A 13,602-nucleotide genomic window follows, 5' to 3' on the forward strand; every position below is an offset into this window, starting at 1 on the left:
GGCGCGATGTCCACGGCACTGCTGATTGATAGCACGACCGAAGGGCTCCGGCCGCTCGGGACCGCCCCGCAGCGCTCCTACGAGCTGGTCACCGGCGCGATCCTCGCCGCGCCCTCGCTGGGCGAGGCGCATGCCGCGCTCTTCGCCGAGCCGGTGGAAAGCGCCTATGGCGACCGCATCGACTGGTACAGCCCGCTGGACGGCCGGGCGCAGACCCTCGCCACCCTTCCCGCGGAGGAGGCCGAAGCCGCCCGCGCAGAGCTGGCCCGGCTGAGCGACGACATCCTCGCCGAGGCGGAGCGGCTGGAAGAGGGCGGCAGCCGCGAGGAGAAGCGGCTTTCCGAGGCGCTGCGCAACGCGGTCTGCCATCCCGGCGAGGGCTCGGTCTTCGTGCTGCCGGGCGCGGGCGGCCGCCCGCAGCCGGTGCTGGCGCATTGGGGCTGGGTGCGCGACGAGGCGCCCGAAGTGCGCGGCGCGCTCAGCGCCGTCGACCGCAGCCAGCCCATGGCGCCCGCCGCGCCGCCCGCCGGCGCCGGAGCCGGGGCGGACGCGATGGCGTCGACCGCCCCGGCAGCCGTCCTCGCGGAGGATCCCGCCCGCCGCGGCGTTCCGGCGGCCCTGCTCTGGCTCGGCTGGCTCCTGCTGCTGCTGATCCTCCTGGCGATCTTCTACCTGCTGGTGGCGCCCTGCGCGCTGCGCCCGGCCTTCCTGCCCGGCGCCTGCCCCGGCGCGGAGACCGCCCGCGCCGCGGTCTTCGCCGAGACGGAGGTGCTGGAAACCCGCATCGCCATGGCCGAGCGCGAGCTCTCGGCGCTCGACCGCGCCTGCCAGCCGGTCATCGACCCGGCGATCCCGCTGCCGGTCGCCGAGCTGCCGCCGGGCAGCCGGGACGATGCTGATGCCGCGCGGCTCGCCGAGCAGGGCGCGACCATCGGCGAGCTGACCTTCTCGCTTCTCTGGGGCAGCCGCGCGGATCTGGATCTGCATGTCACCTGCCCCGAGGGCGGCACCGTTTCCTACGGCAACCGCGAGGCCTGCGGCGGCACGCTCGATGTCGATAGCAATGCCAGCAGCTCGCGCCTGCGCAGCGATCCGGTGGAGAACGTGTTCTATGCCGCGCCCGGGCCCGGCAGTTACCGCATCCGGGTCAATCTCTACCAGCCGCGCGGCGAGACGGGCGCGCAGCCCTTCCGCCTGCGCATCCAGGACGGCGACCGGGTCGAGCTTGTCGAGGGCTCGGTGACGCCCGGACAGCCCGACTGGGTCACGGAATTCAGCTATGGGGGCCGGTGATGGCCGAACGCAAGGACCAGACCGAAGCCAGCCTGAGGGCGCTGACGGAATTTCCCGAGGACGTGACGCTCGTCCCCTATTCCGGCGTCCAGTTCCTGGATTTCGGCTTCGCGCTGCATGACCTGACGGTCCGGTCGTGGAAATTCGTCGAGCGCCCGGGCGACATGGTCGACGGGCTGCGCCAGCGCGAGCTGATCCCGCTGACCGGCAACGAGGATGCCGACGCAGCCGTGCATGACGCCGCCACGGCGGAGGATGACGAATACTCGGTCCGCCCGGTCAGCGCGCTGGAGCCCTATCTGGGCAAATGGGTGCCGGTGCCGGTCCTGCGCATCAAGGGCCAGCGCGGCCCGCGCGGCGAGGAACGCTACGATCCCGGCCCCTCGGCCTGGGCGCGGATCCGCACGGTCGAACTGGCGCAGCCCGATCCGGCCACCGGCCATACCCACCGGGTGCAGATCGCGCTGGATACCAGCCTGATCGCGCAGAACCAGCCCGAGCGCTATCTCGCCCCCGAGCGCGGCGATGCCGAGAAGCCGCGGCATTTCCGGCTGGTCTCGGATCCGGCGGCGATGAACTGGTTCCTGCGCCGGGTGGAGACCGCCTCGGACGGCAGCACGGTCGACCTGCAGAAATGGGTCTCGGACTGGCTCGACGACCTGTTCATGGCCTACAAGCGCGCCGAGCGCCCGGGCCGCACCATCGCCCATGAGGACCTGCCCCACCAGTTCGAGCACTGGGCGCGCTACCTGGCCTATCTGCGCCTGATCGACATCGCCGTGCGGCCGCCGAAGATGCGCTTCGTCAACACGCTCTCGGCCGAGGACGCGATCGCGCCGGTCAATGTCGACCTGGTGCTCGACATCGGCAACAGCCGCACCTGCGGCATCCTGATCGAGAGCTTCCCGGGCGACACCCGCGTCGACCTGGCCCGCTCCTTCCCGCTGGAGCTGCGCGACCTCAGCCGCCCGGAATTCCAGTATTCCGGCCTGTTCCAGAGCCGCGCCGAATTCGCCGAGCTGAATTTCGGCAACGAGCAGCTCGCCAGCCGCTCGGGGCGGCGCAACGCCTTCGTCTGGCCGAGCTTCGTGCGGATCGGCCCCGAGGCGGTGCGGATGGTCCAGGGGGAGGAAGGCACCGAGACCGTGTCGGGCCTGTCCTCGCCCAAGCGCTACATCTGGGACAGCGAGCCGATGCCGCAGGACTGGCGGTTCCACAACCACCTCAATCCCGAAAGCCTGCCCAGGGCGGTGCGCGCGGCGATGCGGCACATGAACGAGGCCGGCGACGTGCTGGCACAGCTGTCCGAGGACCGCCGCGCGGGACGTTCGGGACAGCGCCCGCCGGATCTGTCCCCGGCGGTGCGGCCGCGCTTCTCGCGCTCCTCGCTCTTCACCTTCCTGATGGCGGAGCTGCTGGCGCAGGTGCTGCTGCAGATCAACGACCCCGCCTCGCGGCTGCGCCGTCCGCAGAGCGAGCTGCCCAGGCGGCTGAACCGGATCATCCTGAGCCTGCCCACCGCCACCTCGGTGCAGGAGCAGGCCGTCATCAGCGCCCGCACCAAGGCCGCGCTGAAGCTCGTCTGGGCGCTGCGCGGGCTCGACAGCGGCGCCAGCACGATCTCGGCCCCGCCCGAGCTGAAGGTCCAGTGGGACGAGGCGAGCTGCACCCAGCTGGTCTATCTCTACAGCGAGCTGACGCAGAAATTCGAGGGCCGCATCGGCACCTTCCTGGAGCTGAAGGGCCGCCCCCGCATGGTCGCGCGCACCGGCCGCGAAGAGCCGACGCTGCGCCTGGCCTGCATCGATATCGGCGGCGGCACGACCGACCTGATGGTGACGACCTACGCGCATGAGGACGACCGCGTGCTGCATCCGGTCCAGACCTTCCGCGAGGGGTTCCGCATCGCCGGCGACGACCTGGTCGCGCGGCTCATCAGCACGCTGGTGCTGCCGGGGCTGCAGCAGTCGATCGAGGCGGCGGGCGGGCGCTTTGTCGCCGAAAGGCTGCGCGAGCTCTTCGGCGGCGATCGCGGCGGGCAGGACCAGCAGTCGGTGCAGCGGCGCCGGCAGTACGCGCTGCGCATCCTGACGCCCCTGGCCGAGGCGGTGCTGGAGAAATGCGAGACGCTGGAGGAGTTCGAGCGCATCGACATCCATGCCGGCGAGGTGCTGGGCCAGGTCCCCGACGAGGAGGGCGCCCAGGCAGCGGAACCCCTGCCGGCCGAGCTGCTGTCCTATGTCGAGGAGGCCGCGGCCGATCTCGGCGCTACCGGCTGGCGGCTCGCCGAAATGCGGCTTTCGACCACGCGGGAGGATGTCGACGCGATCTCGCGCGAGGTCTTCCAGAACGTGCTGGGCAACATGTGCGAGGTGCTCGACCATGTCGGCGCGGATGTCGTGCTGCTGACCGGGCGGCCCTCGCGGCTGCCCGCCGTGCGCTCGGTCGTCGAAGAGCTCCTGGTCGTGCCGCCGCACCGCCTGGTCTCGATGCACCGCTACCGCGCCGGGCGCTGGTACCCGTTCCGCGACCCGGTCACGCAGCGCATCGGCGACCCCAAGAGCACGGTGGCCGTCGGCGGCATGCTGATCGCCCTGGCGGAAAGCCGCATCGCCAATTTCCGGGTGATGACCGAGGCCTTCCAGATGCGCTCCACCGCGCGCTATATCGGCGAGATGAACCGCAACGGCCAGATCCCCGACGACCGGATCCTGTTCTCGAATATCGACCTCGACGAGAGCGCGACCCGCTCCGGCGACATCGCCAAGATCCGCATGTTCTCGCCGGTTCATATCGGCGCGCGGCAGCTGCCGCTGGAGCGCTGGACGACCACCCCGCTCTACCGGCTGGATTTCGTCAACGCCCAGATCGCCGCCGAGGAGACGCCGCTGACGGTCGAGCTGGAGAAGGTCGATGCCGAGGACGAGGTCGACCCGGACGACAAGCCCAGCGACATCGTCAGGAAGACGCTGCTGCGCGAGACCCAGCTGGAGCAGTTCAAGCCGGTCTTCGTCGAGGGCCGCAGCGGCACGACCTACAAGCCCGCCGCCGCCGTGGTGCTGAAGCTGCAGACGCTGGGCTTCGAGGACGACTACTGGCTTGAAACCGGAACCTTCCGGATCTGACGCGGACGACCATTGGAGAGGATGGCATGAGCATAGACCAGAGCGCATTGGCAGAGGCCTGTTCCTCGGTCGCGTCGCTGTCGCGCGAGGCCATGGACTGGCTGCGCGACCCGCAGAATGCCGAGACCGTCGGCCCCGAGCGCGACCCCGCCCTGCACCGGATGCGCCGCGGCGCCCGCCGCGCCGAACGGCTGGCCCGCGCCGCGCGCTCGAAGCTGTCGGTCAGCGTCTTCGGCCCCTCGCAGGCGGGCAAGTCCTTCCTGGTCTCGGTGCTGGCCCGCCCCGCCGAGGGCCGGCTGACCGCGGATTTCTCGGGCCCCGACGGGCAGCTCGACTACATCCGCGAGGTCAATCCCGAGGGCGAGGGCGAGTCGACCGGGCTCGTCACCCGCTTCACCATGACCAGGGCGGCGGCGCCCGAGGGCTTCCCGATCCCGCTTGTCCTGCTCAGCGAGGCGGATGTCGCGCGCATCTTCATCAACAGCTTCTTCATGGATGGCGACCGCTCCGAGCCGGTGCCCACCGCCGATGATCTCAAGGCGCATGCCGCCCGCTTTCAGCCGCGCATGGGCCCCGCCGAGGTGCCCGGGCTCGAGGCCGAGGACGTCCTGGAGATCGGCGAGTACATCGAGAACACCAAGGCCTTCGCCCGCACCGCCTATGCGACCGGCGTCGTGCCCTTCAAGACCGAGGCCGCGCTGATGGCGCCGCGCATGGCGATCCGCGACCGGGCCGAGTTCCTGTCGGTCTACTGGGGCGGGCACCGGGCCTTCACCGATCTCTACGTCACGCTCTGCGAGGCGCTGGCGCAGCTCGGCCATGACACCCAGGTCCATGCCCGCCGCGACGCGCTAGTCCCGCGCGAGCATTCGATCATCGACGTCAAGACGCTGCACGGCATGTTCGGCGGCGGCGAGGACAGCACGCTGGAGCTGCGCACCAGCACCGGCAATGTCGTGGCGCTGCCGCGCGCCGTGGTCTGCGCGCTTGCCGCCGAGCTCGTCTTCCCGATGCTCGAGCAGCCCTCGCCGCTTTTCGCCTCGACCGACCTCCTCGACTTTCCCGGGGCGCGCAACCGCTTCGAGAAGCCGCTGAGCGTCTCGCTCGCCGAGCCCGAGAAGACCGTCACCCAGCTGCTGCTGCGCGGCAAGGTCGCCTATCTCTTCGACCGCTATGTCGAGAACCAGGACATCACCTCGATGCTGCTCTGCGTGCCGGACAGCAACATGGACACGGTCGACCTGCCCGGGCTCGTCGACAACTGGATCGCGCTGACCCATGGCGCCACCCCGGCGCAGCGCGCGGCGACCGAGTGCATCCTGTTCTTCGTGATGACGAAATTCGACAAGCACCTGGGCGAGAGCGCGGCCGGGGGCGGCGACACCACCCGGTTCGAGCGGCGGATGCATGCCTCGCTGCTGGAGAATTTCGGCCAGTCGAACGACAACTGGGTGAAGACCTGGGCGCCGGGGCAGCCCTTCCGCAACTGCTACTGGCTGCGCAACCCGAACTACTTCGTCGAAGGGCTGATCGAATACGACGGCGACCAGCGCGAGGCGGCGATCCGCGACAGCAAGCTCGGCCGGCTCGAGGAGCTGCGCAGCGGCTGCCTGGCGGCGGAGAGCGTGCAGACCCATTTCGCCGATCCCGCCGCCGCCTGGGACGCGGCGCTGGCGCTCAATGACGGCGGGGTCGGCTATCTCACGGCGCGTCTCGCCTCGGTCTGCACCCCCGAGGGCAAGACCCGGCAGATCGCCTCGCAGCTGGCCAAGGTGCTGGGCGACCTGCAGTCGGCGGTGGGCGGCTACTACGTCTCCGACGACATCGCCAAGCGGATCGAGGAGAAGCGCGCCGAGGCCTCGGCGATCATCGACGCGCTGGAGCTGACGCTGCAGGGCCACCGCTTCGGCGCCTTCCTCAACCGGCTGACCGTCGACCAGGAAAAGGTCGAGGATCTGCTGGCCCGGGTGCCGAGCTCGATCCGGATCAGCTCGGCGGTCTCCTCGGCCGGACAGCCCGCCTCGGCCGCGCCGCCGCGCCCCGCGGCGCCCGGTCCCGCCCGGCCCGGCCGTCCGGCGCGCCCCGCCGCCGTCGCCCCGGCCCCGGCCGCCGCCGCGGCGCCCGCCCCCGCGGAAGAGCCCGCCAATGGCGGCGTGCGCACCATGTCGCCCGAGCAGTTCCAGGTCGAGACCGCCTTCTCCGCCTGGATGGACGCGCTGGCCGAGTTCCGCGAGGACGAATCCGGGCTCGGCATCTACGGGCTCTCGCCCAATGCCGCGGCCAGCCTGACCGGCGAGATGGTCCACGGCTTCCGCCGGCTCGGGCTCCTGGGCACCATGACCGAGGAGCTGCGGGCGATCGGCTACGGGCTGACCCTAGACCGCCAGGCGCCCGCCGCCGCGATCCTCTGCGCCGAGCGGATCAACGGCTTCGTCTCGACGCTGGGGACCGAGCGGCTGCCCGAGCCCGAGCGCCCGCAGGTCGAACTGGCCGATGGCAGCCTGCGCACCGTCTTCGCGCCGCGCCCTGCCGCCGACAGCGCCGACACGCTGCCCCTGCGCCAGCGCGCCACCTCCGAGGAGACCTGGACCGACTGGGTCTTCGCGCTTGACACGCTCTATGTCGGCAATGCCAAGGATAGCGAGTCCGGTGCCGTCAATATCGAGCAGAACATGCGGCTCGGCAGCATTCTGACCGGCTTCGAAACCGCCCGGGAGACGACCCGTGATTGATGTCCGCCCCGACCCGCAGCACCCCGATGGCGGGTACGCGCTCTTCACCGCGCCGGCCGGGCAGCTGCCGGGCGGCACGGTGGAGATCGAGGTGCTCGACAAGTACCGCGGGCACTACCTGGCCGCCTCGGGCTTCCAGCCGCACCGCCACGGCTTCGGCCCCTACCAGGTGGAGCGGCAGGGCGATCTGGACGTGGTCCGCGTCGGCCCCGAGATCGTCAACCAGATCGAGGAATTCGCCAGCCTGCAGATCGCCATGGGCGGGCTGACCGCCGATGTGAGCTGGCCCGACGAGGTCTTCCCGCTGCCCGGCGCCCCGGCGATCGGCGGCATCCGCGCAGTCGGTGCCGAAGAGCCCGGCAGCGGCCTGTCCGGCCCCGTGCCAGTCCCGCCCGCGCCCGAGCCCGCTCCGCCACCGCCCGCACCGCCGGTCCCGGAGCCCGAACCGGAACCGGAACCCGAGGCGCCGGAGGAAGACGAGGAGACTGCGGAGGAGGACGGGGACGAGGACACCCGCGGCGGCCGCGGGCTCTGGATCGCGGCGTTGCTGATCGTGCTGGCCATCGGCGCCGGGGCGGGCTGGTGGTTCTGGCAGGAGAGTCGGCCGGACGCGCCCCCGGTGCGGTCGGACACCTCGCCCGTGCCGCCGCCGCCTGAAGCCGATGCCTGCGCCCCCGCGAGCCTGCTTGCCCTCGGCGAAAGCGACAGTGCCGCCATGCTGGCGCAGCTTCTCGATTGCGGCGATGCGGTGACGGCCGATGACGCGCTCGGCGCCGTCGAGGCGGCACAGCGCGCGGGCGATGCCGAGGCGATGCGGCTGATGGGCCAGTTCTATGACGGCGAGACCGCCGACGGGATCGAGACGGCGACCGGGCTGAGCTTCGGCGATGACCCGGCCCGCGCGGCGGAATACTACCGCCGCGCGAAGGACGCCGGCAGCGAGGCGGCCGCGGATCTTCTGGCGCAGAGCTGCGAGCGGCTCGCGGGCATGTCCGACACGCTGGCGCGGAACGCCGCCGAGGAGTATTGCGAGTGATGACCCGCTCCGCCCTTGCCGCCGCCCTCGTCGCCTTCGCGCTTTCCGCCCTGCCCGGCACCGCCCCGGCCCAGGAGGCGCGACCGCTCCTGGCCGAGGGGATGCACACCGTCTACCAGCGGGTGCTGACCCGGCCCGGCGCCGCGCTCATGGACGCGCCCGACGGCGCGGTGATCTCGCGCTATCCGCCCTTCCAGCCGCTCTATGTCTTCGCGCGCGACGGCGACTGGACGCAGGTCGGCCCGTCCTCTTCCGCCCCGCCCGCGGGCTGGATCGGCCCCGGCACCGCCGTGCCCTGGAAGCAGAACATCGTCGGCGCCTTCACCAACAGCGCCGGGCGCCAGCGCCAGCTGATCTTCGACACCGAGGACAGCCTGCGCTGGCTGCTGAACCACGAGGCGCTGTCCGCCATGCAGGAGCGCCTGCTGGCCGAGGCCGATAGCGGCATCATCGAGGGCGCCCATGGCGTCGTCTCGGTCGAGCCGGAGGAATTCGTCAATATCCGCGACGAGCTCTACCTGATGCCGATCCTCGATTTCGTCGAAGACCTGCACCCGGCGAATTACGAAGAGCTCTTGCTGATGCAGGTCGCCTCGATCCCCAAGGAGGCGCCGCGCGCCCCCAAGGGGGACGGCGACGGCGACATGAGCCGCTTCGATGTCGGCATGGTCTTCGTCTTCGACACCACCCAGTCGATGGATCCCTATATCGCCCAGGTCCAGCGCGTGCTGCAATCGACCGTCGCGGAACTGGTCGAGACCGATATCGGCGATGCGGTGAATTTCGGCGTGATCGGCTTCCGCGACAATCCCGAGGCCGTCCCGGCGCTGGAATACCGCACGCGGGTGCTGGTGCCGCTGGAGCGGCGCGCCGACCAGAGCGCGGTGATCGCCGGGATCGGCGCGGCGACCCAGGTGGCGACCGCCAGCTCGACCGGCTTCAACGAGGACAGCGCCGCGGGCGTCGAGGACGCGCTGACCGAGATCGACTGGGACCAGGCGCAGGGCGACGGCGATCCCTTCGACGCGCGCTACGTCATCCTCGTCACCGATGCCGGGCCGAAGGATGCGCGCGACCCGAATGCCCGCAGCGAGATCGGCATGCAGGAGCTGCAGGCCGATGCCGAGGGGCGCAACATCGCGCTGATGACGCTGCACCTGCTGACCCCGGCCGGGAAGGCGACGCATGACTATGCCGCCGCGCGCTACCGCGAGATGTCGCGCTTTGCCGGGCGCAGCTTCTACTACCCGATCGAGAATGGCGAGGAGGCGACCTTCGCCGCCACCACCGAGCGGCTGGTCCGCGCCCTGACCGACCATGTCCGCGAGGCGCGCGGCCAGGCGACGCTCCAGTCCGAGGACGAGCGCGACGACGATCTCGAGGATCTGGGCCTGGCGATGCGGCTGGCCTATCTGGGCGCGCAGCAGGGCACGCAGGTGCCCGACGTGCTGACCGGCTGGATCACCGACAAGGCGATCGAGGCGCCCTCGCGCATGGCGGTGGAGCCGCGGCTCCTGCTGACCAAGAACGAGATGGCGACCATGGCGGAGCTGCTCGACAACCTGGTGCGGCTGGGCGAGCAGACCGACAACCAGCAGGACGCCTATGCCTTCTTCGGCCAGATCCGCGGCGTGATCGCCGACATGGCGACGAACCCCGACATGCTGATCAATGCCGAGGCCGACACGATCGGCGGCGCGCTGGAATACCTGGAGAACCTGCCCTATCGCAGCCAGCTGCTGCAGATGACCGAGGACCGCTGGGGCCAGAGCGCGATGCTGCGCCGGACCATCCTCGACGGCATGCGCCAGAAGCTCGCCCAGTACCGCAAGTGGCTCTATGACGCCAGCGTCTGGACCCCGCTCTACGAGGGCGCGCCCGATGGCGAGCATGTTTTCGCCATGCCCTTCGACGTGCTGCCCTGAGCCATGGACGGGCGGCTCGACCTGCGGAACGTGACGGTCTCGGTCTCGGATGCCGAGCGGCGCTTCGCGCTCGAGGTGGCCGGACTTCAGCTGGCCGCCGGGGACGCGGTCGGGCTCTCGGGGCCGAGCGGCACCGGCAAGACCATGCTGCTGGAGCTCCTCGGCCTGCTGCGCCGTCCCGATCCGGGCGGCAGCTTCCGCATCCGCGCCGGCGGCACGGAGCTTGACGCCGCCCGGCTCTGGACCGGCAAGCATGCCGGACGCGACGCGCCGGGGCATCGCGGGCGGCTCTTCGGCTTCGTCCCGCAGAGCGGCGGGCTGCTGCATTTCCTGACGGTGCGCGAGAATATCGCCCTCGGCCAGCGGCTGACCGGCCGCGCCGATCCCGGCTGGATCGCCGCGCTGGAGGACCGGCTCGGCCTCGCCCCCCTCGCCCGGCAGCTGCCCCGCGCGCTGTCCATCGGCCAGCGCCAGCGGGTCGCCATCGCCCGCGCCCTGGCCCATCGCCCGGCCTTTGTCATCGCCGACGAGCCGACCGCCGCGCTCGACCCCGAGAACGCCCGCACGGCCATGGGCCTGCTGATCGCCGCCGCGACAGAGGGAGGCGCGGCGGTGGTGATCTCCTCGCATGACAGCGCGCTCCTCGACAGTTTCGCGCTCAGGCGGCTCGATCTCGCCCCGGCCGGCGGCGCGGGCGCCGTGTCGAGCCGGCTCTGCGAACGCGGGGCCGCCTGATGCGCAATGTCGTCTTCCTCGCCCTGCGCGCGCTGCGCCACGACCGCATCCACGTGATCTGCAACATCGCCATCCTCGCCGGGGTGCTGGTGCCGCTCTTGGTGCTCTTCGGGGTCAAGAACGGCGTCTACGACACGCTGATCGGGCGGCTGCTGTCCAATCCGGCGACGCTGCAGATCGACACCAGCGGCAATGCCGCCTTCACCGAGGCCGATGCCGCCGAGATCCGCGGCTGGCCCGAAACCGGCTTCGTCACGCTGAAGACCCGCAGCATCTTCGATTTCGTCAATGTCCGCGCCGTCGGCGGGACGCAAAGGCGCGACGCCCTGCTGGTGCCGAGCGGGCCGGGCGATCCGAACCTGCCCGCCGGGCTCGACCTGGCGCCGGGCAGGGCCGCGATCTCGGCCGGGCTCGCCACGCAGCTGGGCCTGGCACAGGGCGACCGGATCGAAATCTTCACCCAGGCCGAGGACCGGCCGCGGCAGCTCAGGCTGGAGCTCGCCGTGGCGGCGGTGCTGCCCGCCGACCGGATGAGCGGGCGCTCGGTTCTGGCGACGCTCGAGGCGCTGGATCTGGTCGAGGCCTTCTATGACGGCTACGCGCTGCCGGATCACGGCATCGAGGCGGGCCGCGCGCTGGCGAGCCGCCAGCCGGTCTTCGAGGGGATGCGGGCCTATGCCGCCCGGCTCGAGGATCTGGCGGGGCTGCAGGCGCGGATCGAGACCCGTTTCGGCATCGGCACCGAGGCGCGGACCCGCGAGGTGGAGTCGGTGCTGGGGCTCGGGCGCAATCTCGACATCGCGCTCGGGCTGACCGTGGCCGTGGCCTGCATCGGTCTCTCGGCGGCGCTGGTCTTCGGCTTCTGGGGCGAGGTGGCGCGCAAGCGGCGGCTGCTCGCCGTGCTGGCGCTGATGGGGCTGGGCGGCCGGTCGCTCTGGCTCTTCCCGGTGGTCCAGGCGCTGGTCTCGGCGGCGCTGGGGCTCGCGGTCTCCTTCGGGCTCTACCTGCTCGCCGCGCTGGCCGCGCAGCAGCTCTTCGCCCCCGGCGCCGAAACCGGCCGGCTGGCGCAGATCGCGCCCTGGCAGGCGGCGGCGATCTGCCTTGCGGTACTGGCCTTCGTCGCCGCCGCCTCGCTTTTCGCCGCGCGCGCCGCGGCGCGGGTCGATCCGGCCGAGGTGCTGCGGGAGGGCGGCGAATGAAGCGGACCCTCGCGCTCCTTCTCTGCGCTGCGGGCGCGGCCCCCGCCCAGGAGGCGGCGCCGCCGCCCTGGGATGCCGAGCTGACCGATCCCGCGGGCGGGGCCGACCTGATGCTGCCGATGCCCTGCGGCGGCGCCATGGCCTTCCAGAAGGTGCTGGTCCCCGTGGAGGCGGGCGATCCGCTTGACGACCGCGCCTTCCGCATGGGGCAGTCCGAGCCCGCGACCGGCTATTCCGACTACCTGCGCGGCGCCCATCTGCGCGGCGCCTTCGCCGATCCGGGCTCCGGCGGCTCGGCCTACTACATCGCCCGCTACGAGATGAACGAGGCGCAGTACCGGGCGCTGGCGGGCGATTGCGGCGCGCCCTTCGGCCGCCGCGACCGGCTGGCCCATGGCGGGCTGAGCTGGTTCGAGGCGGTCGACCTGTCCCGGCGCTATTCGGAGTGGCTGAACGCGAATGCCCGCGACCAGTTGCCCGGCGGGGCGGAGCGCGGCGCCTTCCTGCGGCTGCCGACCGAGGAGGAATGGGAATACGCGGTGCGCGGCGGCGCGCGGATCGATTCCGCGCAATTCCCCGCCCGCCGCTTCTTCGCCGAGGGCGAGCTTGGCGACTACGCGCATTACCAGGCGGCGGGCCAGGGGCGCGGCAACCTGCGCCCGGTCGGGCTGCGCGCGCCCAATCCGCTGGGGCTCTTCGATGTCTACGGCAATGCCGAGGAGCTGGTGGAGGACCCGTTCCGGCTGAACGCCGTCGGCCGCCCGCATGGCCAGGCCGGGGGCATCGTCACCCGCGGCGGCTCGATCGATGCCGAGGCCGACCAGATCTACTCGGCGCAGCGGCGGGAATATCCGCGTTTCGATCCCCGCTCGGGCCAGGCGCTGGCGGGGCAGTATTTCGGCCTGCGCCTGGCGATCTCGGCGCCGGTCATCACCGATGCGGGCTTCGACGCGATCCGCGACGGCTGGATCGCCGATGCCGAAGGCGCGGCGCCCGAGACCAGCGATCCGCTGGCCACCCTGTCGAGCCTGATGGAGAACGAGATCGACCCCAGGCGGCGCGACGCGCTGGCCGGGCTGCAGCATGAATTCCGCCTGGCCCAGGACGCGGCCGAGCAGTCGCTGCTGCAATCGGCGAAATCGACCATGCTCAGCGGCGCGGCCTTCGTCGCGGGGCTGAAGGAGGGCGAGGCCGAGATGCAGCGGCTGCGCGGCGCGATCAACGACCTGCGCGACCGGTTCGAGATCACCTCGAACAGCGACCAGCGCGCCGTGCTGCTGGCGGGCATGCGCACCAATGTCGAGCGGCTGACGACGCTGCAGGAGGCGCAGGAGACCTCGCTCCTCTTCTACCGCCGCACGCTCGAGGCGCTGTCGGAGAACCTCGCCCCCGAGATGCGCCAGGCGGCCTATCTGGATCTCGGCCGCGAGCTCGGCACGGCAGAGCTCTTGGAGCTGCTGTCGGACGTGAACAGCTTCTGGGGCGACGTGAACGCCTATGCGGCGCGGCCCGACATGGATCTGGCGGGGCTCCTGGCGATGGCGCTGGACTGAGGCG

Annotated in this window: 8 protein-coding genes; all 8 read left to right on the forward strand. The window is 71.5% G+C overall.

Translation table 11 applies throughout. From position 1 onward, the window contains the following. Positions 1–6: 6 nt before the first annotated feature. The 8 genes from FGX59_RS23295 to FGX59_RS23330 are packed head-to-tail and all read left to right on the forward strand — an operon-like array spanning position 7 to position 13,598. Positions 7–1,293, forward strand: a complete 1,287-nt coding sequence (locus FGX59_RS23295; RefSeq protein ID WP_138469529.1) for a hypothetical protein — start codon at positions 7–9, stop codon at positions 1,291–1,293. Then, positions 1,293–4,418: a virulence factor SrfB gene (locus FGX59_RS23300; protein ID WP_138469530.1), complete on the forward strand. Its 3,126-nt coding sequence runs from the start codon at positions 1,293–1,295 to the stop codon at positions 4,416–4,418. Before FGX59_RS23295 ends, FGX59_RS23300 begins: the two co-directional genes overlap by 1 nt. A 26-nt stretch (positions 4,419–4,444) precedes the next feature. After that, positions 4,445–7,150 (forward strand): virulence factor SrfC family protein, encoded by a 2,706-nt coding sequence (locus FGX59_RS23305; RefSeq protein ID WP_138469531.1) that lies wholly within the window; start codon positions 4,445–4,447, stop codon positions 7,148–7,150. Beyond that, entirely contained in the window at positions 7,143–8,186 is a 1,044-nt protein-coding gene (locus tag FGX59_RS23310) for a hypothetical protein (protein WP_138469532.1), read from the forward strand. The genes FGX59_RS23305 and FGX59_RS23310 overlap by 8 nt, the downstream gene beginning before the upstream one ends. After that, positions 8,186–10,111 carry a vWA domain-containing protein gene (locus FGX59_RS23315; protein ID WP_138469533.1) on the forward strand — a complete coding sequence of 642 codons (1,926 nt, stop codon included), beginning with the start codon at positions 8,186–8,188 and terminating at the stop codon, positions 10,109–10,111. Before FGX59_RS23310 ends, FGX59_RS23315 begins: the two co-directional genes overlap by 1 nt. A gap of 3 nt (positions 10,112–10,114) precedes the next feature. After that, entirely contained in the window at positions 10,115–10,846 is a 732-nt protein-coding gene (locus FGX59_RS23320) for an ABC transporter ATP-binding protein (RefSeq protein ID WP_138469534.1), read from the forward strand. Continuing rightward, positions 10,846–12,045, forward strand: a complete 1,200-nt coding sequence (locus FGX59_RS23325) for an ABC transporter permease (protein ID WP_138469535.1) — start codon at positions 10,846–10,848, stop codon at positions 12,043–12,045. The genes FGX59_RS23320 and FGX59_RS23325 overlap by 1 nt, the downstream gene beginning before the upstream one ends. After that, positions 12,042–13,598: an SUMF1/EgtB/PvdO family nonheme iron enzyme gene (locus FGX59_RS23330; RefSeq protein WP_138469536.1), complete on the forward strand. Its 1,557-nt coding sequence runs from the start codon at positions 12,042–12,044 to the stop codon at positions 13,596–13,598. Before FGX59_RS23325 ends, FGX59_RS23330 begins: the two co-directional genes overlap by 4 nt. Positions 13,599–13,602 lie beyond the last annotated feature (4 nt).

The organism is Poseidonocella sp. HB161398, from assembly GCF_005870025.1.
Lineage (GTDB): Bacteria > Pseudomonadota > Alphaproteobacteria > Rhodobacterales > Rhodobacteraceae > Mangrovicoccus.